This window comes from Leucobacter chromiiresistens (assembly GCF_900102345.1).
Taxonomy (GTDB): domain Bacteria; phylum Actinomycetota; class Actinomycetes; order Actinomycetales; family Microbacteriaceae; genus Leucobacter; species Leucobacter chromiiresistens.
On the sequence record NZ_FNKB01000001.1, the window covers coordinates 895,043 to 918,785 of the forward strand.

Below are 23,743 nucleotides of genomic sequence, written 5' to 3' on the forward strand. Positions count from 1 at the left end.
ACTACCAATAGCTTTCCGCCCAGTCCTTGATCTTGAACCAGGGAGCTCCCATCTCGACCTGCAGCGCTTTTGCTTCGCGCGACATCGCCACCACGCAACCGTCGTTGTTCGAGAGCACCACAACGGGGCGGCCGTACAGGGAGGGGTCGAAGACCCGCTCGCAGCTCGCGTAGAACGACTCGCAGTCCACGAGCGCGATCATTCGCCTACGCTCGGAGGACACGATGCAGGCTCCTCGTCACAACACCCCAGATGTGGAGTTCCGACAGCTCCGCGACCTCGATATCAGGGTGACGGCTGTTCTCGGCCGAGAGCACCACGCCCGCCCGCGTCACGCGAAGGCGCTTCACCGTCATCTCGCCGTCGACGACGGCGACGACGACGTGGCCGTCCTCGGGGCGGATCGAGCGGTCCACGATTAGCTCGTCGCCGTCGTAGATCCCGGCACGGGTCATGCTGTTACCGCGTGCGCGGATCAGGAACGTGGACACCCGGTTCGGCATCAAGTGCTCATTCAGATCAATCTCGGTCGTCTCGTAGTCCTGCGCGGGGGAAGGGAAGCCGCACGCGGCCTCGACGTCCGCGAAGGGGACGGTGCCGATGGGCGCCTCAGAATCGAGTGCCCGGACCTTTTCCACCCACATAACCACCCCCGCGCTCATCGAACATATGTTCGACTGCCTATTATGCGTCGCTCATCCGACAGGGCGCTAATCTGCTGGCGTGTTGAGAGGAGCGATGACGTGGAATCTGAGGGTGTAGGTGGATAGTATCCGAGCTATGACCACTGATCGCGATAAGCCGGCGTTCGAACCTGTCCTGCTCGATCTCTCACATGATGACGATTACACCGTTCTCATCCATGCTCTCGAAGAGTACGAGGGGGCGATGCAGAATGACGCCGATGACGAAAGGTATAGGGATGCGCAGGGGCAGACTGCCGTGATCCCAAGTCAGGAATCTGAGTATCAGGCGCTCGCAGACCGTGCTCGCGATCTTCGTCTGGAAATCGAGCGTCAGATCGACGCAAATGGCGACGCCCGCTCAGGGGCACGCGGATAGGGGTAAGTGTGCTTGATCCAAGTGATGACAATCCGGGTGAAGGTAGCGTCCTAGGGACGAGGCGACCCGCGATGTTGCCCAGCGGATCGAAGATCTCGTAGCTATCCGTCGCGCACAGATTGACGGCGAACGGCGCACACGTTCAGTCCGGGATCGCGACGAAGAGTACGAGCGACGAAGCCGTGCAAACCGTACCTGCTGAAGGCGACGGTGCACAGCAAAATGTTCCGGTTGCATCTAAATTCCAAGCATGACCAACACGACTTCCCCTGCTCCAGGGTGGTACTTGAATGAGAGAAACCAGCCGCAATGGTGGGATGGAGCGCGCTGGGGAGTGGTGGCGCGTCGGTCGGCGAACCTTCTCGAGGCCCAGAGATCAGAAATGATGCCGCGTGAGCATTTCAGCTTCGGTGGCTCTCAGCCCCAAAAAGGTAGGGGAGGCCATTGCGTTCCTCGTTTTGATGGGCACCATAGGTGGCCATCACTTTTACCTAGGCAACACGTGGCGAGCAGTGCTGTTGGCCTGCCTGACCGCGATCAATATAGGGATAGCCGTCTTCTTGCCAGCGCTTGCATTAGCAAATTGGGTTCTTTGTGGGGCAGTGCTATTGATTTTGATCGTGGACCTCTTCTTAATGAAGAAGGACGTTGCTCAGAGCAACGCGAGGCTTGGTCTCGATGGCGGCTTATTGCTACCGTCAGAGCTTCCGCGTTCCTGAAAGTAGAAAGTGCCCCACCCTTGGTGGGGCACTTTCTACTTAAGCGCTACTTCGTCTTTGCCGCGGGCGGCGGCGGGGGTGGCGTAGCGTTCGACGGGCGTGCAATGGGGCGATATTGAATCTTTGCCGGTTGCTGGCCAAGTTCAATGTATTTACCTGTAGATGTAGACCGGACGTATCGACCAGTCATGGTCTGCCTTGGTTTTCCGATTGGAATCTGTGCCATGATCGACCTCCTACGGTCAATTGTGCCTCAGGAGGCTAAGAATGCCCACGACTTTATGGGGTATCACTCTCTATATCGCCGCTCTTTTTCCTGGGGTTGCTTACGCATTCGCTAGGGAGGGTCACCGCGCTGTCGCGAAAAGGACGGTGCTGCGGGAAACCGTCACCTTTGTGTTCGTCAGTTTCGTTTGCGATGCCATTGTCATCGTTGTCATTTTGTTTGCCGCTATTTGGTTTCGTCCTTTAGGAACGGTCATACTCCAGCTCGTCCAAGGAGATTTCTCTTGGGTGTCAGACAATCTACTTCTTGCGGCCCTGTTCGCATGCGGAATTATTGCGCTCACAACGTTGCTCGGCTTTGCGCTTGGCTCGAAGTGGATTTACGAAGGGGGTTTGAAGAAGTTGTGGGACGCCCCTACTCCACGAGATGAATCTGCATGGACGAAAGTATTCAAGCATGAGGATGGCGAAGTAGTCGACGTATCTCTGGTGCTCAAGTCTGGCGCTTGGGTAGGTGGAGTGCTTAACAGTTTCGATGATGACCCAGACCCACATGTGAACCGGGAAATAACGATCATCAATCCGATGTACCGAGAAGCCGGCGGTGAGAAGGAAGCTCCAACCGAGACTCACTTCGCGGTTATCTCCGCTTCGGAGATAGAGCTATTGCAAGCAACGTTGAGGAAAGCTCCAGCAGATGACGTCGCGATGTTGGACCAGAACGAAGGAAGTACTGACCAAGATTAACGGTCGTTTATGAGACATAAATAAAGCGCTATCAATTTGTGAATGACAGCGCTCCGTGGCGGCGTTCTGACGTCGCTATGTGACGTGTCTTCGCAGCTTGGTTCTCGCCAGGCTCAGGTCGGTGCCGGGCGGACTTGCTGCACGGATGCGCATCGGCGGGCACTCCTAAAAGTCTCGCGCGGGACATTTCGCTTTCGGACTGTCAGGCATGGCCAGGGGAGGCTTCGATACCGGCGCGTGCGGATGACGCGACAGGTGCTGGACTCATCACAGTCGCACGTAGGCAGCGCCTGCCCATTGTTGTCGCGCGAGGTAGCCCACGGCCGCAGCCACGGTTGACACCCCGTCGAGCAACGAATCGTCGTCGACGCCTTCTCGGCTCATGCTGTTCTGACACGCCAGCACCTGTACGCCAGCACTGTGGATTGTCGCGACGAGATCGTCTCGGTAGGCACCGCCTGCAATGAGGCCGCGCACTGCACCGCCCTGGACGACGACTTGGACCATCGCATCGGGATCCAGATCGTGGACTGCGTTTCGTGCAACGCGTAACGCGACGGTGAGGACTCCAGCGTCCTCGGCGAGGACGTGGATGACGAGTCCGTTCCGAGTGGTCATCAGGCCAGGGAGAGGAAGAGCTTCTCCAGCTCGTCGGGATTGGTGGCGTTGTCTGCGTCCGGGGTGGTCATGCAGTCGCGAAGAGCGGTGGAAATGACGAGGAAACCGGCCCGATCCAGAGCTTTAGAGACTGCGGAGAGCTGCTGCACGACGTCGCGGCAGTGAGCGTCGTCTTCAACGGCGCCGATCACCGCGGTGAGCTGTCCTTGCGCACGCTTCAGACGGTTGAGCACCTTCCGCTTCGCCTCCTGATCGTGCACCAGCGAATCGGGGCTTTCAGATGCACTGCTCATCAGTGTTTCCTTCCGTCGAGTTGACAACAACTATACCCCCCGGGGTATGGTGTCCATAAGGTTTTAAAGATACCCCCGGGGGTATTGCCGGAAAGGGAGAAAACATGTGTCGAGCTACGAAGTGCCGAACCTGTGGAAAGACGACCTGGGCCGGCTGCGGCCAGCATGTGTCCTCGGTACGCGCGTCGGTGCCCGCGTCGCAGTGGTGCAATGGCAACCACACGCGCGGTGAGGTGCAGGCTGCACAGTCGAAGCAGGGCGGGTTCTTCTCGCGCCTGTTCGGGCGGTGACCGACGATGGCGACCACTGAACTCACGAGCGACACCTTCGCCACGGCGACACAGGGAGACGGGATTGTTCTCGTCGACTTCTGGGCGGCCTGGTGCGGCCCGTGCCGCTCGTTCGCTCCGGTGTTCGAGGCGGCGTCGGAGAAGCACTCCGACATCGTGTTCGCGAAAGTGGACACCGAAGCTGAACCGGAGGTGTCCTCCGCTCACCGCATCACCTCGATCCCGACGCTGATGGTGATCCGCGACGGCGTGCTGGTGTTCAAGCAGCCTGGTGCTTTGCCTGCCCCGCAGCTCGAGCTGCTGATCACCAAGGCCCGCGAGCTGGACATGGATGACGTCCGCCGCCAGATCGCCGCCTCCAAGACGGCTGCCTGATCGTGTGCGCTCAAATCACCTGCCCCTTCTGCGGCAAGCCCACGTGGGCCGGCTGCGGCCAGCACATCGACGATGCCCTCGCCGACGTCCCCGAAGACCAGCGCTGCACCTGCGCGCACTGACCCCCGCGAAAGCAGATCCCCATGCTCCTCGAACGCTTGTATGACGACGACCTCGCGCACGCCAGCTACCTGATCGGCTGCCAGCGGAACGGTGAAGCGATTGTGGTCGATCCCCGCCGCGACGTGCAGGTCTACCTCGACCTCGCCGCGAAGCACGGCATGACCATCACCGCCGTCACCGAAACCCACATCCACGCCGACTACCTCTCCGGCACCCGCGAACTCGCCGCACGCACCGAAGCGACGATGTACGTCTCCGCCGAAGGCGGGCCCGACTGGCAGTACGGTCCCGGATTCGATGACGCCACCCGGATGACGCACGGTCAGCGCATCACCCTCGGCAACATCACCCTCGAAGCAGTGCACACCCCCGGCCACACCCCCGAGCACCTCTCTTTCCTCGTCACCGATGGAGCCGCCACCTCCGACCCGGGCTACTTCCTCAGCGGCGACTTCGTCTTCGTCGGCGACATCGGCCGCCCCGACCTGCTTGATGAAGCCGCCGGCGGCACCGACACCCGCTTCCAGGGCGCACGCGACCTGTTCGCCAGCATCCGCGACCGCTTCCTCACCCTCCCGGACTACGTACAGGTCCTCCCCGCACACGGGTCCGGCTCGGCGTGCGGCAAGGCCCTCGGCGCCGTCCCCACCTCCACGGTGGGATACGAGCGACGCTTCGCCTGGTGGGCGCCGTACCTGTCCGCCGGTGACGAGCAGGGCTTCATCGACTCTCTCCTGGGTGATCAGCCTGACGCGCACGCCTACTTCGCCCGGATGAAGCGGCAGAACCGCACCGGTCCCGCTCTGCTGGGCGAGCTCGCACCGCTGCCGCAGATCGACGCCTCCGACCTGTCCGCCGCGCTGGAGGAAGACAGCGTCATCCTCATCGACACCCGCCACCACTCACAGGTACACCAGGGCACCGTGCCCGGCGCGCTCAACGTTCCCGGCGAAGCGAAAGCCGCCAGCTACGCCGCCTGGGTCTACGACCCTGAAACCGAGACACGCCCCCTCGTCGTTTTGGCAGACTCGACCGATGCGGCCGGGCGGTTCCGCGACCACTTGCTGCGGGTGGGGATCGACACCGTCCACGGCTCCATCGCAACCCTCGACGGACTGCAGCTCATGCAGCCGAAGACCATCGCGCCCACGGACATCGACCAGGTGAAGCACGCCCTCCTGCTCGATGTGCGCAACCGCACCGAATACAACGCCGGACACATCCCCGGTGCCGCCCAACTCTCCGGCGGTCGTGCCCTCTGGCACACCGACGAGCTCCCCGCCTCGGGTGTCATCCTCACCTACTGCCAGAGCGGCGTCCGTAACAGCGTCATCGCCAGCGCGCTTCGCCGAGCCGGTCACGATGTCGTTGAGATCGAAGGCAGCTACCGCGCCTGGCTCGCCGCCACAACGGCGCAGCCCGCCGCGAACGCCGCCTGACCCCTCGAGGAGCCCGAATGACTCTGCCCGTGATCACCGCGATGATTCTCGCAACGGTGGTCGGCGTCTCACTCGGGCTCCTCGGCGGAGGCGGATCCATCCTCGCCGTCCCCGTCTTCACCCTGGTGTTAGGGATGGAAACGCGAGAGGCGATCGCGTCTTCCCTCTTCGTCGTCGCGGTGACCAGCACCATCGCCGTCCTGATGCGCACGAGTACGAGAACCGTGAAATGGGGAGTCGGTGCCGCGTTCGGGGTGACAGGGATGCTCGGCGGACTCGCCGGTGCATCCGTGGGGCGGTTCGTTCCCGACGTTCTCCTCTCCGTCCTTTTCGGCGGCGTCATGATCGTCACGGCACTCGCGATGATCCGCGGTCGTCGTACGCCCGCCTCATCCGAGCGACCCCGAACGCGCAGCTCTCATGTCCTACGCGTCGTGATCATCGGGGTGTCGGTGGGGTTCCTCACCGGGCTGCTCGGGGCGGGTGGAGGTTTCCTCATCGTCCCTGCGCTGCTGATCTTCGGCCTCCCCATCGCCGCGGCCACCAGCACATCACTCCTCGTCATCGCATTGAACTCCACCGCAGGACTCGCCGCACAGGTGTTCACCACCGCGATCCCGTGGGAAACCGTTCTTCCTTTCACAGCCTTCGCCGTCGCCGGCTCCGTCGCCGGGATGCTGCTCGCCAGGAAGTTGTCCGCCCCAGTGCTCCGCAAAAGCTTCGGCTTCTTCGTCCTCGCCGTGGGCGTCGTCATGCTCACAACGACGATCCTGCGCCTCGCACCTCTTCTTTGACCCTCCAGGAATCACTCATGGCCGTCACCCCCGCTGCCGTCCCCCCGCGGGTCGGCGCCCTCATCGAGGGCTACCAGGGGCCTGTCATCGACGAACGTGCGGTCCGGGTCGCGGCCGGTCTTCTGCTGACGCTCGGACTTGTTGCCGCCACCGCCGCACTCGCGTTCGGGACCGCTCGCCCGCTGCAAATGTTCGGGATGTTCTTCTTGCTCGACGTGCTGACTCGCCTCCTCGTCAGTGATCGGTTGTCGATCACCCTGGCGTTGGGACGACTCGCGAGTCGCTCCCACTCCCCGCGCTGGGTCGGCGCCCCACAAAAGGCCTTCGCGTGGTGGCTGGCCGTCGGCATCGCCACCACCTCGTGCATCGCACTGGGCTCCGGCGCCATCCCTCTCCAAGGGGCACTCGCCCTATGCGGTGTCTGCTTCACCCTCCTGGCTCTCGAAGCGATCTTCGGCTGGTGCGCGGGCTGCCACCTCCACCGCCGTCTCAGCCGACACCCCACACATCACTGCGCCGACCGCTCCTGCAACCTCTAACCCCAAACCCCCGAAAGGACCCCATGCGTCGCTTCGCCCTCGTTACAGTCACCGCACTCGTCGCCGCCTTCGCGCTCACGAGTTGCACCGCGCCAACCACCGCCCAACCTGCGGTCAGCTCGGATGCGATCGTCATCGACGTCCGCACACCCGCCGAACACGCCAAAGGGCATCTCGATGGGGCACTCCTGCTCGACGTCACCGCCGGCGAGCTGCAGGCGGCAATCCCTGACCTGGACCCCCATGCCGACTACGTCGTCTACTGCCGTTCAGGTCAACGCGCCGCCGCCGCCGTCGAGCTGATGGAAGAAGCGGGATTCACCCAGGTACGCAACCTCGGCTCGCTCGCAGACGCCGCGGCCGCGACGGGGCTATCGGTCGTTCAGACTGATTGACCATCCTCACCCACGCTCCAGAAGTGGAGGATTGGTGCGCGCCTCAAAAAGTAGTCCATTAATAAGACACGCGGAGCGACATTTGACCCATGGGAGGAGGGGATCAAGGATTTCCGTTCACTTGCACGGCGTCGCGCAGGTCAACTGCGGTGGACTTCCAGATCAGTTCAGTCATTGCTGTATAGTTCAGCGTATGCTGACTATAGATTCTCGTTTGGATGTGATGAACCGGCTGGGGCGGGCGATGGCCGACCCCACCCGGTCGCGTATACTGCTGACCCTGCTTCAGCGCCCGGCCTACCCGGCCGAGCTGGCCCGATACCTGGAGCTGACGCGGCCGAACGTGTCGAACCACCTGGCGTGCCTGCGGGACTGTGGGCTCGCGGTCGCCGTGCCCCAGGGCCGCCAGACCCGGTATGAGATCGCGGATCCGCATCTGAGCCGGGCGCTGACCGCCCTGGTCGAAGTGACCCTCGCGGTCAACGAGAACGCGCCGTGCCTGGACCCGGCCTGCTCGGCGCCGGGATGCTGCAGCACGGGGGTGGAGGCATGATCCTGTCCTCGATCTTGCAGGCAATCGGCCTGTTCATCGCCACGAATATCGACGACATTATCGTGCTCTCGCTGTTCTTCGCCCGCGGCGCGGGCCAGCGCGAGACCACCGCCCGCATCCTGGTCGGCCAGTATCTGGGCTTCGTGGGCATCCTGGGCGCGGCCGTGCTGGTCTCCCTGGGGGCCGGGGCGTTCCTGCCCCCGGAGGTCATCCCGTACTTCGGACTCATCCCCCTGGGCCTGGGCCTGTGGGCCGCCTGGCAGGCCTGGCGTGGGGACGGCGACGACGATGACGACGAGGCCAAGGTCGAAGGCAAGAACGTGGCGGTGTGGACCGTGGCCGGGGTGACCTTCGCCAACGGCGGGGACAACATCGGGGTCTACGTCCCGGTCTTCCTCAGCGTGGGCCCGGGCGCCGTGGTGGCTTACTGCATCGTGTTCCTGGCGCTGGTGGCGGTGCTGGTCGCCCTGGCCAAGTTCGTCGCCACCCGCCGGCCGATCGCCGAGGTCCTGGAGCGCTGGGAACACATCCTGTTCCCCATCGTGCTGATCGGTCTGGGTGCCTTCATTCTGGTCAGCGGCAGGGCCTTCGGCTTCTAACTGCGTCACCGGCCCCGCACGCGGCGCCGGTGACGCAGATCGGCAGCCTCGACCACAAGGAGGTCTCCGACCATGGCCGATGCCGACGTCCTGGTGATCGGCACCGGCCCCAAGTTGCGGACAGCTTCACTTCTGAGCGGACGCCCTGTGCCGCCATTTATCTCAGCAAGAATGCCGCCACATACCTGCAAAAGTCACACAGAAACCGTGTCGTAAACCCATGTATCGCAACGTACGTCTGTAATACACCGAGCATATGGCACTGATCGGTTACGCCCGTGTCTCTACTCGCGAGCAGAACCCTGAAGGTCAGACTGATGTGTTGAGCTCGTCCGGGTGCGAGAAGCTGTTCGTCGATCGTGGCGACTGCACCACCTCCGGCTGCGGCGTCAAGGCCGAAGCCATGCCCATCACCGAGGGGATGGGCCGATGAGCGAGGAGTGCTGCGGTCCCGACGAGTCCAAAACGATCAGACCCAAGCCCGCCGCTCCAGTGCTCGACGGCGATGCGTGCTGCGGCCCCAAACTGCCCCCGGTATTCGCGAAGTCTCAGGAGGAAGAAGGCGAGCATGCGACGCGGCCCCCCTCGTGGCGCGACCCGGCACTGCTGCCCTCCGCCTTCTCCGGCACCGCCCTCGTGATCGGCTACCTCCTCGAGTCGAGCGGCGTAGAGATCCCCGCGCTCGTGCTGCAATGGGTCGCGCTGCTCTTCGGCGCCTACACCTTCGTCCCCAGCACCGTGCGACGCCTGATCCGTGGGCGCGTTGGCGTGGGCCTGCTCATGACGATCGCCGCAATCGGCGCCGTCGCCCTCGGGCACGTCGGTGAAGCTGCGGCGCTCGCTTTCCTCTTCTCCCTTGCCGAGGCGCTCGAAGACCGGGCCATGGATCGCGCCAAGGAAGGCCTGCGCGCCCTACTCTCGCTCATCCCCGACATCGCGCGCATCTCCCGACTGCACGGCGAAGAAACGATCCCCGTCGCGGAACTGCGCGAGCTCGACATCCTCATCATCGGGGCGGGGGAGCGGGTCGCTACCGATGGGATCGTCGTCGACGGCACCTCGAGCATCGACACCTCCGCCGTCACCGGCGAGTCCATCTCCGTCGCGGTGCGCCCGGGCGACGCAGTTCCGGCCGGAGCGATCAACGGTTCCGGCACCCTGCGGATCGAGGCAACCGCCGACGGCCGCGACAACTCGCTCACCCAGATCGTCGCTCTCGTCGAGCAGGCGCACGCCCGGAAGGGGGAGCGTGCCAGACTCGCCGATCGGATCGCCAGGCCGCTTGTACCGACCGTGCTTATCGTCGCCGCGCTCGTGGTCGTCTTCGGTTTCATTGTGGGAGATCCGACCACCTGGATCGAGCGGGCCCTCGTCGTGCTCGTCGCAGCCTCCCCGTGCGCACTCGCGATCGCCGTCCCGGTGACGGTGATCAGTGCGATCGGCTCCGCGTCGAAGTACGGCGTCGTCATCAAGTCCGGGCAGGCCTTCGAACAGCTCGGCACGATCCGCACCGTCGCCCTCGACAAGACCGGTACCCTCACCCGCAATGAGCCGCAGGTCGTCGAGGTTGCCAGCTACGGTTACGCCGAACATGAGGTGCTCGACTTCGCCGCCGCGCTCGAAGTCTCAAGCACCCACCCGCTCGCTGCCGCCATCGTCGCCGCAGCTCCGAACGCGAAGCCCGGGCAAGACGTCGCAGAGGAAGCCGGCCACGGCATCACCGGTGTCGTCGACGGCCGCCGCATCCGCGTCGGCAACACCCGCTGGCTCGACCCGGGCGCGCACCGGGAGGCCGCCGCGCAGCTGGCCGAACGAGGCATGACGGTCGTGGTGGTCGAGGTCGATGGGCAACTCGCTGGGCTCATCGGGATCCGCGATGAGCTTCGCGCGGAGTCGGCCGAGACGATCCGCATGATGCGCGACATGGGCATCACCCCCATCATGCTCACCGGCGACAACGAACGCACCGCCCGCGCACTGGCGGCCGAGGCCGGCATCCAAGACGTCCGTGCCGAGCAGCTCCCCGCAGACAAGGCCGGCGCCATCGGCGCACTCGCGGCTGCGTCGCCGACGGCGATGGTCGGCGACGGCATCAACGATGCCCCCGCGCTCGCGACGGCAACCGTCGGCATCGCGATGGGGGTTAAGGGCTCCGCCGCCGCCATCGAATCCGCCGACGTCGCCTTCACCGGTCACGATCTGCGCTTCATCCCGCAAGCTCTCGCACATGCACGCCGCGGCCGACGCATCATGACGTGGAACATCGGACTCGCCCTGGCCATCATCATCGTGCTCTTCCCCCTGGCGCTCTTCGGCGTGCTCGGCCTAGCCGGGGTCGTACTCGTGCACGAGCTGGCCGAGGTGCTCGTCATCCTCAACGGCATCCGGGCCGCGCGCCGGCCAACAGGTGCGAGGCCCCAGGCCCTGTCGCCGACCGCTACGCCGACGCCGGTCGACACGCCTGAGAACACGCTCGCAAAGTAGCAGTCCTATCTCCCCTTAGGGTTTCGATGCTAAATTGTTACATAACTATGGAGGTGACGAAGTGATGGGTGCACGCTCGGCGGCGCGACGACCGCTGTCTCGGCGTGCGCTCCTCACCCTCGTCTGGGTCGGTGCATTCGTCGTCCTCGGCCTGGCCGGGCTGCGGGCGCACAGCACCGAACTCGCCAGCGTCCCCGTCGTGGCCGAGGGTGCAGCAAGCAGCACCACCGCCTCGGCAGCCCCAGGCGACACGATCGTCGAAGGGGGCGAGCTCGCCGCCCACGGCAGTGTGCAAAGCTGGCACCTCGATCTCCTCACGGTCTGCATGCTCAGCATGCTCGCCACCCTCATGCTGTTCGTCCTCTTCACCCGGCGACCCTGGCTGCAGCAGCGACTCGGCAGGATCCGCGACTGGGCGGTCGCTCTGCCCCGCGCCCCCGCGCGCCCGCAGCCACTGCTGCTACTTCACTCGATCTCTCGCACCTGATCGGTACCGGGAACCCCACGCACGGGTAACCCGCGAAGCTCCGCGCGCCTCGACGAGGTGCCGCATTCTCGCTGAGAGCTTCCCTGGCCCCGTGTGAGCGCTGCCCTCGGCGTGACGCCGTCCGGCACCGCGGATCCTCGAACCTCACGCGGGCGCAGGAGCGCCCCCGATCAGGAGAAAGCACTTTGAACTCCACAGATTCACCGATCGAAGCCAAGCACTTCCTCTTCACCCTTGGCACCCTGGGCGCGAGCATCGTCTGCGCCATCGCCTCGTTCTTCGTCCTCGGAGTCGTCTTTTGAAGCGCCGCCGGTACCCAGAGCAGTCCGCGGAGCCTAAGCGGAGCACTTGGGTCGAACCCGTCGTCTTCGACGACCGGCCGGCCGAAGCCTCGGCACAGCCCCGCCGATCCAAGCATGCAGCCGCTGCTTCGCCATCGGCGCTGCGTCCCCTGATTCCGATGCCGCCCATCGCTAACCCCCTTACCGGAGGGGCGACTGCCCCAGGTGGCGGGGCAGTCGCCCAGGAGAGCCCGGAGCGGCGTCGTCCGAGGCTGCGCAGCTTCATCGTCGGCAGCTCGGCGCTCGCCAGCGTCGCCGTACTCGTCGCAGGCGCCGTCTTCCCGGCGACCACCGCCGCACTCGCCGACAGCCCCGTGCTCGCAAACCGACAACAGGCCTTCGTCACTGGGGACACCACCGACACCCCATCGCTCATCGACGAGATCCAGATCTCCCCGGTCACCATCGCCGCTCCTGACCTCGGATTGAACGGCGGGTCGCTCACTGTCAGCGGTCTCGCCGACACGAAGCTGGAATACCCCTTCGCCCAGGAAGTGCCCCTTACCGATGGCTTCGGGTACCGCCCCGCGCCGGTTGCAGGCTTCCACGACGCGCAGGATATGGGCGCCGCCGGCGGCACCCCGATCCGCATCGTCGGAGACGGTGTGATTACCGAGGCTGGTTGGGCCTCCGACGGGTGCGGCTTCTCGCTGCAAGTCCAGCACCAGGTCGCTGGGCAGAACGTGTTTAGCCGGTACTGCCACATGCAGGCGAACTCTCACTCCTGGCAGGTTGGGCAACCCGTTAAGGGCGGAGACCAAGCCGGGCTCGTGGGCACCACTGGCATGTCCTTCGGGAACCACCTGCACCTGGTGATGCGCGTCGAAGACGAACCTGTCGATCCGCTGCCGTTCATCGCCGCGAACTCGAAGTAGCCCCTCCCCGGCGAGCGATCGCCGGCCTCAGTAAGGACATCCCCTGCCCGTGTATCCCGCGAAGGCCAGCCTCGAGCTCGGCGACCTCTTCCAGTTCGATCTGCTCAGCGTGTCGCCGCTCGCCTGGCTCGCCATCGTCTGCCTCGCCCTATACCTCGCGGGAGCGATCTCCCTATGGATGCGCCGCAAACGATGGGGTATCAGTTCGACGCTTCTGTTCACGTTCGGATGCGTCATATGGTTTGCGGCAACCGGCCTGACCGCGAACGCCTACGCCGAGGAACTCGTCGCGGTGCTGCTCTTTCAGCAGATTACGCTTATGGTCGTCGTGCCCCCGTTCCTGCTCATGGGATCCCCGGGCCGGCTGTTGCTGCGCTCCACCCCGCGCCGCGGGGTCGGGCGCCCCGTGCTGCGCCTGGCCCTCTGCGCCTACCGCTCGCGCACCGCCCGGGTGCTCTTGCACCCGGCCACCGTGATCATCATCGCCGTTCTCGCCTTCCCCACCCTTTACTTCACCGACACGGTGAGCTGGTTCCTCGAGCTCCCGTCCGGGCATCTCATCCTGCTCACCCTGTTCCTTGCCTTCGGTATGATCGGTGCCGCCCCGCTGTGGTCACTCGACCCACTGCCGCGCGCCCCCTCATTCGTCGTGCGCATCGTCGACGTGCTCCTCGAAATCCAGATCCACGCGACCTTTGGACTCATACTGCTGCGCAGCACCGAGCCCATGTTCCGCTGGTACGCCGCCGACCCTGACGCCTGGAAGATCAGCCGCGCCCTCGACCAGGCCATCGCCGGCGGCCTGATCTGGTCGTACGGAGAGCTGCCGCTGATCATCGTGCTCATCGTCACCATCTCCAAATGGCGCACCAGCGATCTGCGGCAAGCGAAACGCCGCGAAGCGCAGGAGGATGCCGAGCTGGACGCCTACAACGCCTACCTCGCTTCTAAGTTCGGAAAGGAGCAGTGATGGCGACCGTCCTCACCTTCGCGCTCACCGGGATGCTCGGCCTGCTCGCCATCTTCCAGATCGCTCTGGCCGCCGGCGCGCCGCTCGGCAAGTTCGCCTGGGGCGGAGAACACACCACCCTCCCGCTCAACCTCCGCTTCGGCGCGATCTCCGCCGTGCTCCGCTACGCCTTCATCGTCTTCATCGCCCTCGATCGCAGCGGCACCATCGCTGTGCTCCCCGAGGAGTTCAGCTTCTGGGTGATGTGGCTCATCGTCGCCCACCTCGGGTTCAGCGTGATCCTCAGCCTGCTCTCCAAGAGCAAGTACGAGAAAATGACGCTCGCCCCCTACACGTTCGCGATGGGTGTGCTCAGCCTGCTCATCGCCCTCCAATAGGCCGCAGCATGGCGTGCGAGTCAGTCCATTCCCATGATCAGCGAGCACCCGCTCGTTACAATCGGGGTGTGTTCCCAGTTTCCCGCAGCGCCCGCACAACGCGGCGACGATTCACGATGAGAGCCGCAACGCTGCTCCTCGCCGCAATCGTCACCGTCGTGGGCCTGTGGGGTGTCTCCCATGCCGATGACGTCGGCCTGTCCACGCCGGCGGCCGCCTCGAGCACGGTCGCTGCCGCCTCCGTCGACGTCGCCGTCGGGCACCTCGTCGACACAGCGGGGGAGGCCGCCGCCAGCGACGGCATCGTGATCGGCGTCGTCACCTGCCTGCTCGGGATCCTCTGCGGCTTCGCCTTGGCGACGCTGATCGTGTTCCTGCTCCGCTGCCGACAGCTGCGCTTCCAGCGCCAGCGACCCCAGCTCGCCCCGATCGCCGCAGCTGCCGCCTTCGACCATCGCGGCCGGCATCGCTTCGGCCTGCACCACCTCAGTCTCCTGCGCATCTAAGCGCTCCTCACGCTGCCCCTTGGGGCAGGAACGGGCCGGCACGTCCGCCGTGCCCGCGACCGCGCGTTGAGGATTGAGGAGAACCGAGAACTTGAGGACGTCCAGAACGACGTACCTGCTGATGACCGCACTCGTGGCGACCGCCGCGATCAGCACCGGGCTGATCGGCTGCACCGCCGCCGAGCCGATGTCGGAACAGTACCAGCAGGGCAGCGTACGAAGCGGCACCTCCGACGGCCGCATCGTCGAGATCCCCGTCGACGAGCGCGGCGCCGCCGTGAGCTTCAGCGGCACCACCGAATACGGTGACCCCGTGTCAAGCGACGACTACGCCGGGCAGGTGTACGTCGTCAACTTCTGGTACGCCGCCTGCGGCCCCTGCATCATCGAAGCCCCCATGCTCGAAGAGGTCTGGCAGAACTACCAGGACGAGGGCGTCGGATTCCTCGGCATCAACATCTACGACCAGCCCGCAACCGCCGTCGCCTTCGCCGAAGAGAACGGCATCACCTACCCCAGCGTGATCGACGTGAACGACGGCCGCGTCAAGCAGGCCTTCGCCGGCGTCACTCCGATCCAAGCCACCCCCACCACGCTCGTGCTCGACCGTGAGGGGCGGGTCACGGCCCGCATCATCGGGCAACTCGAATCGGCCTCCATCCTCGACACGCTCGTCGCCGACGCACTCGCGGAGACCTCATGAGCCCGAGCGATCTCGTCTTCGACGGCGCACTCTGGGCCGGGGTGCTCATCGCCGCTCTCGCCGGCTTCGTCTCCTTCGCCTCCCCGTGCGTGCTCCCACTCGTGCCCGGCTACTTCGGCTACCTCGGCTCCGCCGTCGCCCCCGTCGAACAGAGCACCGCACCCGCAGGCAGCACCACGGCACAGCGCCGGCGCCTGCTCCTCGGCGTGCTCCTGTTCATCGTCGGGTTCTCCGTCGTGTTCGTCACCGTCACCGTGCTCGGCGGCGTCTTCGGCCAAGTCTTCCTCTCCTACGCCGACATCGCCACCCGCATCCTCGGCGTCGTGGTGATCGTCATGGGCCTCGCCTTCGTCGGCGTCTTCCGCAAGATGCAGCGCACCGTCCGCCCCCGCTTCCGAGCACGCCTGGGACTCGCCGGAGCCCCGCTACTCGGCCTCGCCCTCGGCATCGGCTGGACGCCGTGCATCGGGCCGACCCTCGCCGCGATCATCTCCGTCTCGTGGAACCTCGGCGATCCCATCCGTGCGGGGCTGCTCGGCGTCGCCTACTCGCTCGGCCTCGGCATCCCGTTCCTGCTGCTCGCCCTCGGGCTCGGCTGGGCGACCCGCTCGATGTCGTTCCTGCGCCGCCACATCCGCACCATCAACATCGCCGGCGGCGTCGTGCTCGTCCTGCTCGGCCTGCTCATGGTGAGCGGGCTCTGGACACGTCTCATGTCCTCCCTGCAGGGGGTGATGGCGAATGTCCAACTCCCGCTCTGACAACGACACCCTCCCCGCACGCCCGAGCGATCACGTCGACTCCACCGAACGCGGCGGAGGCGAGGTCGGGCTCGGCTGGCGGGGCTGGCTGCGCTGGGCATGGCGGCAGCTCACGAGCATGCGCACCGCCCTCATCCTGCTCCTGCTCATGGCGATCGCCGCGATCCCCGGTTCGCTCTTCCCACAGCGCCAGGCCGACCCCAACGGCGTCGTCAAGTACTTCGACGACAACCCCGAGCTCGCCCCCACCATCGACACGCTGCAGCTGTTCGACGTCTACAGCTCGGCCTGGTTCTCGGCCATCTACCTGCTGCTGTTCGTCTCCCTCATCGGCTGCATCATCCCGAGGATCAAGCATCATGCGAAAGCGCTCCGTGCGCCGGCGCCGAAGACCCCGGCGCGGCTGCAGCGCATGGTCGGCTATTCCTCGAGCGAACTGCAGATCGTCGCAGGCCGCACCTCCGAGGCCGACGTCGCCCATGCCGTCGCGATCGCCGAGAGCGAGCTGCGCCATCGCGGATACCGCACCGCACGCTACGACACCCCGAGCTCCTGGTCGGTCTCCGCTGAACGCGGCTACCTGCGCGAAACCGGCAACCTCGTCTTCCACTCCGCACTCGTCGGGATCCTCGTCACCGTGCTCCTGAGCACCGGCCTCAACTACACCGGCGACCGGGTCATCGTGCAAGGCACCACCTTCGTGAACAGCGAGAGCGCCTACTCCTCATTCTCGCCAGGCCGAAACTTCGACCGGAGCTCGCTCACCCCCTACGCGCTGAGCCTCGACGGATTCGACGTCGAGTACGTCGATCCGGGGCTGCCCGGCGCGGGGCAGGCGGGCAACTTCGCCGCACACCTCTCCATCCGCGAGCCCGGCGACGACGACAGCCGGGCCGAGACAGTGCGGGTGAACTCACCGATCGAGGTGAACGGCGACCGCATCTACCTCCTCGGCAACGGCTACGCGCCGATGATCACGATCCGCAACGCCGCCGGCGACGTCGTCTACCAGGAGCCCCAGCCGTTCCTCCCGCAGGACTCCGCAATGACCTCGCTCGGCGTCATCAAAGTCCCCGACGGGCTCCCCGAGCAGGTGGGGCTCATAGGCTTCCTGTACCCGACGCAGAGCACGCTGGACACCGGCGCCTACTACTCGGTATTCCCCGATCTCTACAACCCGATGATGACGTTCAACGTGTTCACGGGCGACCTCGGCATCGACGACGGCACCCCGCGCTCGGTGTACCAGCTCGACACCGAGTCGATGACCCAGATCACCGGCGGCGACACCGGCGTCGACTCGATCGAGCTCACCCCGGGCGACACCGCTGACCTCCCGAACGGGATGGGCACCATCACCTTCGAGGATCTCACCGTCACCGAAGGCGCTGAGGAGCCGATCAAGCGCTTCGTCTCCCTGCAGATCCAACGCGACACCGGCGCCACCTGGGTGCTCATCTTCTCCATCCTCGCCACCGTCGGCCTCATCACCGGCCTGCTCATACCGCGCCGCCGACTCTGGGTGAAGGCCACCCTCACCGACCCGGTCGTCGGCGAACGCAAGGTCAAGATCGAGTACGCAGGCCTCGCCCGTGGCGAGGATCCCGCCCTCGAACGCTCCATCGAGCAGTTCCGCACCAGCCACCTCTCGGCCATCGCCGAGCAACTACCGTCACCACACTTCAAGAAGGGAACCCCATGAACCGGCCCCCGCACACCGTGCAGAAACCGACCAAGAAACTGAGCACCTCGCAGAAAGCGGCGCTCATCGCGATCCCCGCCGTGCTGCTCATCGCGCTCATCCTGATCCTCATCTCGGTGCTCAACCGTCCCGAAGTCCAGGCACCCGGCGAGTCGTCGAACGGTAGCGGGACGGGCGGCGGAACCCCCACGCAGAGCGACGTGCCGCTCGTGCAGGAGAACTCGCACGTCCTCGACGACGCCGGCGAGGGCGCGCCGGTGCTCGTCGAGTTCCTCGACTTCGAATGCGAAGCCTGCGGCGCCGTCTACCCGGTGATCGAGGAAATCCGTAAGCAGTACGACGGCCAGATCACCTACGTCCCCCGCTACTTCATCACCAACCACGCGAACTCGATGAACGCCGCCATCGCGGTCGAGGCCGCGTCACAGCAGGGCAAGTTCGAGGAGATGTACCAGAAGCTCTTCGAATCGCAGCCCGAATGGGCGGAGCAGCAGACCTCCCAGGCCGACAAGATCCGCAACTACGCCGAGGAGCTCGGGCTCGACATGGCCGCCTTCGATGCGGCCGTCGCCGATCCTGCGACCCAGGCGAGGGTCGAAGAGGATCACAACGCGGGCATGGCACTCGGCGTGCGCGGCACCCCGACGTTCTTCCTGAACGGCGAGCTGCTGCAGCCGCAGTCCGTCACCGACATCACCGACGCCCTCGACGCGGCGATCGCGGAGAGCAAGGAGTAGCCATGGATCTGCAACTGCAGGCCGCACTCGACGAGTTCTCCGTGCTCGCCGTCTGGTCGGCGATCACAATCTACGTCCTCGCGTTCCTCGCCTTCGCCTACGACCTCTCGCAGCGCGCCTCAGCCGCACCGGTCAAGCAACGAGAGGCCGTGCTCGTCGGAGCCGCCGGCGGCCCCACGCCCGCAGCGGAGAACGGGGCAGGGGAGGGGAGCCTCCGCGTGCCCGGCGCCGAGCGGTCACGGCGCTACTTCGCACGACTGGGCATCGCGTTCACCGCGCTCGGCTTCGCCCTCCATCTGGCCGCCACCGTCACGCGCGGGATCGCGGCCGAACGGGTGCCGTGGGCGAACATGTACGAGTTCGCCCTCATCGGCACCCTGCTGATCGTCGCCGTCTACCTCGTCGCCCTGCGCTGGTACGACCTCCGATTCCTCGGCGTCTTCATCGTCGGCATGGTGGTGTTCTTCCTCGGCGGCTCGACGATCTCCTTCTACGTCGAAGTGACCCCGCTGATGGATCCGCTCAAGAGCATCTGGCTCATCATCCACGTCTTCGTCGCCTCACTCGCCACCGCGCTGCTCGCGATCGCGGCAGGCCTCTCCGTGATGCAACTGCTGCAGGCACGCCGCGAACGGATCAAGACCGCCGGCGGCGACGAGGTGGCCCCCGACCGCGGCTACCTGCGCACGCTCCCGAAGGCCGACGTGCTCGAGACGCTCGCCTACCGCTTCGCGATCCTCGGCTTCATCTTCTGGACGTTCACCCTCATCGCCGGGGCGATCTGGGCGAACGAGTCCTGGGGCCGCTACTGGGGCTTCGACGTGAAAGAGGTCTGGACGTTCGTGATCTGGGTGATCTACGCGGGCTACATCCACGCCCGCGCCACCCGAGGCTGGCGAGGGACGAAGTCGGCCTGGCTGTCGCTCATCGGCTTCGCCACGGTGATCTTCAACTTCACCATCGTCAACCTCTACTTCCAGGGCCTGCACGCCTACTCCGGCGTCAGCTGAGCCGCCCCACGACCACGCCCGAGATACGAGCACCAGGAAGGAGGATGCGGTGACGACCACGGAGACACGACCGGCACAAGACGACCCCAATGCGCCCCACGCAGCGGCACCGCACGCGGCGCCGTCGTCGCGCAGCACTCCGGCCGCGCACGGCCTGCCGTGGGGCGCGGCGATCCCGGTCGCCGCCCTCTCGGGCCTGCTGCTCGACGTCGCGTTCCCGAGCGTCGGCTGGTGGCCGCTCGCCTTCTTGAGCATCGCCGGCGGCCTCTGGGCTCTCGTGGGCCGCAGCGTCGGGGGTGCGTTCCTCGTGGGCCTCGCCTACGGTGCCGCGTTCTACTTCACGCACCTCATGTGGGTCGTGCAGTTCCTCGGCCCGATCCCCTGGGTCGCGCTCGCCGGACTCGAGTCGCTGCTCTTCGCCCTCGGCGCGATCCCGATCGCGCTCGCCTACCGCTGGGGCGCGGCCCTCCGGCATCGCCTCGCCCGCACGCTGCTCCTCCCGGCGCTCATCGCGGCGCTCTGGGCCGCACGCGAACTCCTCCTCGGCACCTGGCCCTACAGCGGATTCCCCTGGGGCAGAATCGGCATGTCCCAGGCGGGCGGCCCCTTCGCCGAAGCCGCCTCCTGGGTCGGCGTCACCGGCCTCACCTTCCTCATCGTCTGGCTCTGCGCCACCGTCGTCGACTGGGCCATCCGGCCCCGGACGCGCACCAGGCTGCTCCCCGCAGCGGTGATCCTCGCTCTCCTGCTCATGCCGGCCTTCCCCACGAGCGAGGCGGGCAGCCTCCGCGTCGGCTGGGTGCAGGGCGACGGGCCCGCCGGCTACTTCGACCCGCGCAGCCCCGGCGATGTGCTCGCCGCCCAACGCGCAGCGAGCGACGCCATCCTCGGCGAAGCGATGGATCTGCTCGTCTGGCCCGAGGGCGGCGTCGACTCCGATCCGCTGAACACCCCGGCCACCGCCCGCACCCTCGACGCTGTCGTCGCCGAAGCCGGGGCCCCGCTCCTCATGAACGCGGCCACCGTGCGAGGCGAGGACACCTACAACACCTCGATGCTCTGGGAAGGCGGTGATGCTGAGCAGCTGCACGACAAGGTGAACCCCGTGCCGTTCGGCGAATATGTGCCCGACCGGTGGTTCTACGAACGCATCGTGCCAGACCTCGTCGGCCTCATCCAACGCGAATATACCCCGGGCACGAACCCACCGCTCGTCTCCGTCGACGGCATTCAGGTTGGTCTCGCGATCTGCTTTGACGTCATCTACGACACGGTGATCTGGGACGGGGCGCGTGGCGGGGCGAAGTTTTACGTCTTTCAAACCAACAACGCCGACTTTCGAGGCACCGATGAGAACCTGCAGCAGCTCGAGTTCGCACGCATGCGCGCCATCGAAACCGGTCGTGCCGTCGTGAACGTCTCGACCGTGGGCACCAGCCAGGTCATCACCCCTGACGGCACCTTTATCGACGGCGCCCCCGCCGATACACCGGACGCCGCCATCACCACCGTGCCGCTGCGCACCGGGCTCACCCCGGCCGTCCTCGTCGGCTCGACCCTCACCCTACTCATCCCCATCGCCGCGCTAAGCGGGCTCCTCACACTGGGCCTGCTCAAGGGGCGACGGAGCCGCACGACGCCCCACCCGACCGCGCCCGAATTGACCGAGAGCGGCGCATCGGCCAAACCCCCAACGAAAGCATCATGACCCACAAACCACAACACCACCCGCCCGCCGATGAGCGTACCGACCCTCCGATGCAGCCTAGGAACCGTCGCCCCTCCCGCCGACTGCTGTTCGTCTACAGCTGCGCCATTGCCGCTCTCACGATCGCGTTCGACGTGATCAGCAAGCAGCTCGCCCTGCACTTCCTCGACACAGAGAATCGCATCCCCCTGCTCGGTGATCATTTTGGGCTGCAGCTCGCCTTCAACACCGGGGCCGCGTTCTCGATCGGTTCCCAGCTCACCCCGTTCATCACGTTGCTCGGGATCGTCGCCTCCGTGCTCCTTGTCCGGGCCGCACTCCGCACGGAGCACCGCATCTATGCCGCCTCGATCGGGTTGATCCTCGGTGGGGCTTTCGGTAATCTCACTGACCGCATCTTCGCCCCGCCGGGATTCGGCAGCGGCGCGGTCACTGATTTCCTCACCTATGGGCAGCTATTTATCGGCAACATCGCCGATGTCGCGATCGGTGCCGGCGTCGTGCTTTACGGCATCGGCGCCTTGCGTCTCCACGCGGTCTCCCGCACACGAGACACCGTCGATCCTGTCGAGAATCACGAAGCCGACCCACCGACCCCCAATTCCGTGGCGACGCGAACAGAGACGACGCATCCATGAGTCAGAAACAGCAGACCCCGTCCTATCAGCGCAACGCGCTGCTCCCAGGATTTATTGCCCTCGCCACGCTCGTCGTCGGCGTCGCTTTCGTTGGCACCGAATGGTTCACCGTCTTTCGTTTTGTCATCGCGATCCTCGCGCTCATCGTCGTCTGGTTCGCGGTACAGGCCCGTCACTGGTGGTGGGTGCCCGTCTTCGTCGCGATCGCCGTGATCTGGAACCCTGTCTACCCGTTCGAGTTCAGCGGCATCTTCTGGATCCTCGCCCAGCCACTCGCCGGTAGTACTTTTCTGATCGCCGGTGCGCTCATCAAACGGTCCCGTGACACCGCACCCAAGAAGTAAGCGCCCGCATGTCTAGCAGCAACCAAGGGGATGAGAAATGAGCGCCACTACAACCGCTCGAACACGACGTATCATTGGCACCGTTTGTGTCGGCCTGATCGGGTTTGCCCTTTTCTACGGGGGCGGGGTGAGTCCCGCAAACGCTGTCGAGCTGCCCACCTGGGATGACGTGCAAACCGCGAAGCAGAATGAGGCCGACGCGGGTACGAAGGTGAAGGAAATCGAAGGGCTGATCGAGCAGAGCAAGGCCGAGCTCGAACTGCTCCGCGTCGCCACCGAGCAGGCGAACGCCCGCTGGCGGGACACCGAAACCGCAGCTGCCGAAGCCGCACTCAGATCAGAAACCCTCCAAACGAAAGCCACGAAGAGTCGCGAAGAAGCAGATGCGGCCGCAAATCAGGCCGGAGCGCTCGTCGGACAAATGTATCGCTCCGGCGGTATCGACCGCAGCGCGGACATGTTTTTCGAATCCGATGCGGACACCACCGACTTGCTTCTTAACCGCCTCGCGATGATGGAGCAGGCGAGCCGCCGCAACACCACGCTCGCCGAGAATGCCGAGAACGCCCTCAACACCGCGACCTCGCTGGGCGAGCAAGCCGAGGCCGCGAGCAAAGAACGCGACCAACTCAACACCGAGGCCGAACGACTTGCTCAGACCGCCGCCGAGAATCTCGACGCGCAGCGCACCGAGTTCCTCGAGCAAGAGGCACAGCTGCGCGAGCTCGAGGCGCAGCTCGCCGCCCTAAAAGACGCGACCACCGACACCGTAGCTGGCTACGAAGAGCGCCTGCGGGACGAGGAGGAGGAGCGTCGTAAGCAGCAGCAGAGCGGTGGCAATGGCGGTGGCAGCGGCAGTGGCGGTGGAAGTGGCGGTGGCGGTGGCAGTGGTGGTGGTGGTGGCGGTGGCAGTGGTGGTGGTGGTGGCGGTGGCAGTGGTGGTGGTGCACCGGGTGGCGCTGGCTGGTATCAACCGGTACCGATCTCCTGGATCTCCACCTACTTTCGGCAGCCACCAAGTCACACTGGACTCGATCTGCCCGCCGGCTGTGGCACTCCGATCGTAGCCCCGTCGTCAGGCACTGTGGTCGTTGCCGGATGGGTTGACAACTTCGGCGGGTACATGACCTATCTGGATCAGGACAACGGCTATCAGACTCGCTTCGCCCATCAAATTGGTACACCCCCGGTGTCCTACGGACAGTGGGTGCCCGCAGGTGCCGTCATTGGATACGTAGGCAACACCGGGATGAGCTTCGGCTGCCATCTCCACTATGAAGTGCTTTCAGACGGTAATTACGTTGATCCGACCCCGTTCATCTAGCCCGA

General features: G+C 65.4%; 30 protein-coding genes. 26 read left to right on the forward strand and 4 right to left on the reverse strand.

The genetic code is table 11. The features are described from left to right. Position 1: 1 nt before the first annotated feature. Positions 2-202, reverse strand: coding sequence for a Y-family DNA polymerase (locus BLT44_RS04125; protein WP_010155365.1), 201 nt, complete (start codon positions 200-202; stop codon positions 2-4). Positions 203-206: 4 nt separating this feature from the next. Continuing rightward, positions 207-644: a LexA family protein gene (locus BLT44_RS04130; RefSeq protein WP_029608101.1), complete on the reverse strand. Its 438-nt coding sequence runs from the start codon at positions 642-644 to the stop codon at positions 207-209. Positions 645-780: 136 nt separating this feature from the next. Here BLT44_RS04130 and BLT44_RS04135 point away from each other — a divergent pair, with 136 nt between their 5' ends. The 3 genes from BLT44_RS04135 (at position 781) to BLT44_RS15145 (ending at position 2,753) form a co-directional block, all read left to right on the forward strand. Continuing rightward, entirely contained in the window at positions 781-1,062 is a 282-nt protein-coding gene (locus BLT44_RS04135; protein ID WP_010155363.1) for a hypothetical protein, read from the forward strand. 392 nt (positions 1,063-1,454) lie between these two features. Continuing rightward, positions 1,455-1,781 (forward strand): TM2 domain-containing protein, encoded by a 327-nt coding sequence (locus tag BLT44_RS15140; RefSeq protein WP_143025969.1) that lies wholly within the window; start codon positions 1,455-1,457, stop codon positions 1,779-1,781. 267 nt (positions 1,782-2,048) lie between these two features. Continuing rightward, a complete protein-coding gene (locus BLT44_RS15145; RefSeq protein ID WP_143025970.1) occupies positions 2,049-2,753 on the forward strand; it encodes a DUF6338 family protein in 705 nt (234 codons plus the stop codon). A gap of 267 nt (positions 2,754-3,020) precedes the next feature. On the opposite strand, the gene BLT44_RS04140 is transcribed toward BLT44_RS15145, so the two are convergent. Then, on the reverse strand, positions 3,021-3,371 hold the full coding sequence (locus BLT44_RS04140) for a DsrE family protein (RefSeq protein WP_010155362.1): 351 nt from the start codon (positions 3,369-3,371) through the stop codon (positions 3,021-3,023). Continuing rightward, entirely contained in the window at positions 3,371-3,664 is a 294-nt protein-coding gene (locus BLT44_RS04145; protein WP_010155360.1) for a metal-sensitive transcriptional regulator, read from the reverse strand. The genes BLT44_RS04140 and BLT44_RS04145 overlap by 1 nt, the downstream gene beginning before the upstream one ends. A 296-nt stretch (positions 3,665-3,960) precedes the next feature. Between BLT44_RS04145 and trxA the strand changes: the two genes are divergently transcribed. The 23 genes from trxA (at position 3,961) to BLT44_RS04265 (ending at position 23,738) form a co-directional block, all read left to right on the forward strand. Next, complete coding sequence (trxA, locus tag BLT44_RS04155; RefSeq protein ID WP_010155359.1) at positions 3,961-4,329, forward strand: thioredoxin; 369 nt, start codon at positions 3,961-3,963, stop codon at positions 4,327-4,329. A gap of 143 nt (positions 4,330-4,472) precedes the next feature. Next, positions 4,473-5,891: an MBL fold metallo-hydrolase gene (locus tag BLT44_RS04160; protein ID WP_010155358.1), complete on the forward strand. Its 1,419-nt coding sequence runs from the start codon at positions 4,473-4,475 to the stop codon at positions 5,889-5,891. Between the two features lie 17 nt (positions 5,892-5,908). Next, on the forward strand, positions 5,909-6,685 hold the full coding sequence (locus BLT44_RS04165; RefSeq protein WP_010155357.1) for a sulfite exporter TauE/SafE family protein: 777 nt from the start codon (positions 5,909-5,911) through the stop codon (positions 6,683-6,685). A gap of 17 nt (positions 6,686-6,702) precedes the next feature. Further along, positions 6,703-7,224 (forward strand): DUF4395 family protein, encoded by a 522-nt coding sequence (locus BLT44_RS04170; RefSeq protein ID WP_010155356.1) that lies wholly within the window; start codon positions 6,703-6,705, stop codon positions 7,222-7,224. A gap of 23 nt (positions 7,225-7,247) precedes the next feature. Next, positions 7,248-7,619, forward strand: coding sequence for a rhodanese-like domain-containing protein (locus BLT44_RS04175; protein ID WP_010155355.1), 372 nt, complete (start codon positions 7,248-7,250; stop codon positions 7,617-7,619). A 193-nt stretch (positions 7,620-7,812) separates the two neighbouring features. Next, entirely contained in the window at positions 7,813-8,172 is a 360-nt protein-coding gene (gene cmtR, locus BLT44_RS04180; RefSeq protein WP_010155354.1) for a Cd(II)/Pb(II)-sensing metalloregulatory transcriptional regulator CmtR, read from the forward strand. Next, the gene (locus tag BLT44_RS04185) at positions 8,169-8,771 is read left to right on the forward strand and encodes a cadmium resistance transporter (RefSeq protein WP_010155353.1); all 603 of its coding nucleotides are present in this window, start codon (positions 8,169-8,171) and stop codon (positions 8,769-8,771) included. The genes cmtR and BLT44_RS04185 overlap by 4 nt, the downstream gene beginning before the upstream one ends. 256 nt (positions 8,772-9,027) lie before the next feature. Then, positions 9,028-9,204 (forward strand): recombinase family protein, encoded by a 177-nt coding sequence (locus BLT44_RS15850; protein WP_010155352.1) that lies wholly within the window; start codon positions 9,028-9,030, stop codon positions 9,202-9,204. Further along, positions 9,201-11,255 carry a heavy metal translocating P-type ATPase gene (locus BLT44_RS04195; protein WP_081473301.1) on the forward strand — a complete coding sequence of 685 codons (2,055 nt, stop codon included), beginning with the start codon at positions 9,201-9,203 and terminating at the stop codon, positions 11,253-11,255. The genes BLT44_RS15850 and BLT44_RS04195 overlap by 4 nt, the downstream gene beginning before the upstream one ends. A gap of 64 nt (positions 11,256-11,319) precedes the next feature. Beyond that, positions 11,320-11,742 (forward strand): hypothetical protein, encoded by a 423-nt coding sequence (locus BLT44_RS04200; RefSeq protein ID WP_010155349.1) that lies wholly within the window; start codon positions 11,320-11,322, stop codon positions 11,740-11,742. Between the two features lie 460 nt (positions 11,743-12,202). Further along, a complete protein-coding gene (locus BLT44_RS04205; RefSeq protein ID WP_010155348.1) occupies positions 12,203-12,958 on the forward strand; it encodes a M23 family metallopeptidase in 756 nt (251 codons plus the stop codon). A gap of 49 nt (positions 12,959-13,007) precedes the next feature. Next, complete coding sequence (locus tag BLT44_RS04210; protein ID WP_010155347.1) at positions 13,008-13,928, forward strand: cytochrome c oxidase assembly protein; 921 nt, start codon at positions 13,008-13,010, stop codon at positions 13,926-13,928. Continuing rightward, the gene (locus BLT44_RS04215) at positions 13,928-14,305 is read left to right on the forward strand and encodes a hypothetical protein (protein WP_010155346.1); all 378 of its coding nucleotides are present in this window, start codon (positions 13,928-13,930) and stop codon (positions 14,303-14,305) included. The genes BLT44_RS04210 and BLT44_RS04215 overlap by 1 nt, the downstream gene beginning before the upstream one ends. 116 nt (positions 14,306-14,421) lie before the next feature. Further along, complete coding sequence (locus BLT44_RS04220) at positions 14,422-14,811, forward strand: hypothetical protein (protein ID WP_010155345.1); 390 nt, start codon at positions 14,422-14,424, stop codon at positions 14,809-14,811. A 121-nt stretch (positions 14,812-14,932) separates the two neighbouring features. Beyond that, positions 14,933-15,514 carry a TlpA family protein disulfide reductase gene (locus tag BLT44_RS04225; RefSeq protein WP_010155344.1) on the forward strand — a complete coding sequence of 194 codons (582 nt, stop codon included), beginning with the start codon at positions 14,933-14,935 and terminating at the stop codon, positions 15,512-15,514. Continuing rightward, complete coding sequence (locus BLT44_RS04230; protein WP_010155343.1) at positions 15,511-16,275, forward strand: cytochrome c biogenesis CcdA family protein; 765 nt, start codon at positions 15,511-15,513, stop codon at positions 16,273-16,275. Before BLT44_RS04225 ends, BLT44_RS04230 begins: the two co-directional genes overlap by 4 nt. Continuing rightward, positions 16,256-17,977: a cytochrome c biogenesis protein ResB gene (gene resB / locus BLT44_RS04235; RefSeq protein WP_010155341.1), complete on the forward strand. Its 1,722-nt coding sequence runs from the start codon at positions 16,256-16,258 to the stop codon at positions 17,975-17,977. The genes BLT44_RS04230 and resB overlap by 20 nt, the downstream gene beginning before the upstream one ends. Further along, the gene (locus tag BLT44_RS04240; protein WP_010155340.1) at positions 17,974-18,714 is read left to right on the forward strand and encodes a DsbA family protein; all 741 of its coding nucleotides are present in this window, start codon (positions 17,974-17,976) and stop codon (positions 18,712-18,714) included. Before resB ends, BLT44_RS04240 begins: the two co-directional genes overlap by 4 nt. Before the next feature lie 2 nt (positions 18,715-18,716). Then, on the forward strand, positions 18,717-19,724 hold the full coding sequence (ccsB, locus tag BLT44_RS04245; protein WP_010155339.1) for a c-type cytochrome biogenesis protein CcsB: 1,008 nt from the start codon (positions 18,717-18,719) through the stop codon (positions 19,722-19,724). Between the two features lie 49 nt (positions 19,725-19,773). Further along, positions 19,774-21,432: an apolipoprotein N-acyltransferase gene (gene lnt, locus BLT44_RS04250; protein ID WP_010155338.1), complete on the forward strand. Its 1,659-nt coding sequence runs from the start codon at positions 19,774-19,776 to the stop codon at positions 21,430-21,432. After that, the gene (locus tag BLT44_RS04255) at positions 21,429-22,070 is read left to right on the forward strand and encodes a signal peptidase II (protein ID WP_143025971.1); all 642 of its coding nucleotides are present in this window, start codon (positions 21,429-21,431) and stop codon (positions 22,068-22,070) included. The genes lnt and BLT44_RS04255 overlap by 4 nt, the downstream gene beginning before the upstream one ends. After that, positions 22,067-22,414 (forward strand): DUF6804 family protein, encoded by a 348-nt coding sequence (locus tag BLT44_RS04260; protein ID WP_010155336.1) that lies wholly within the window; start codon positions 22,067-22,069, stop codon positions 22,412-22,414. Before BLT44_RS04255 ends, BLT44_RS04260 begins: the two co-directional genes overlap by 4 nt. A gap of 37 nt (positions 22,415-22,451) precedes the next feature. After that, complete coding sequence (locus BLT44_RS04265) at positions 22,452-23,738, forward strand: M23 family metallopeptidase (protein ID WP_074689958.1); 1,287 nt, start codon at positions 22,452-22,454, stop codon at positions 23,736-23,738. The last annotated feature ends 5 nt before the right edge of the window (positions 23,739-23,743 follow it).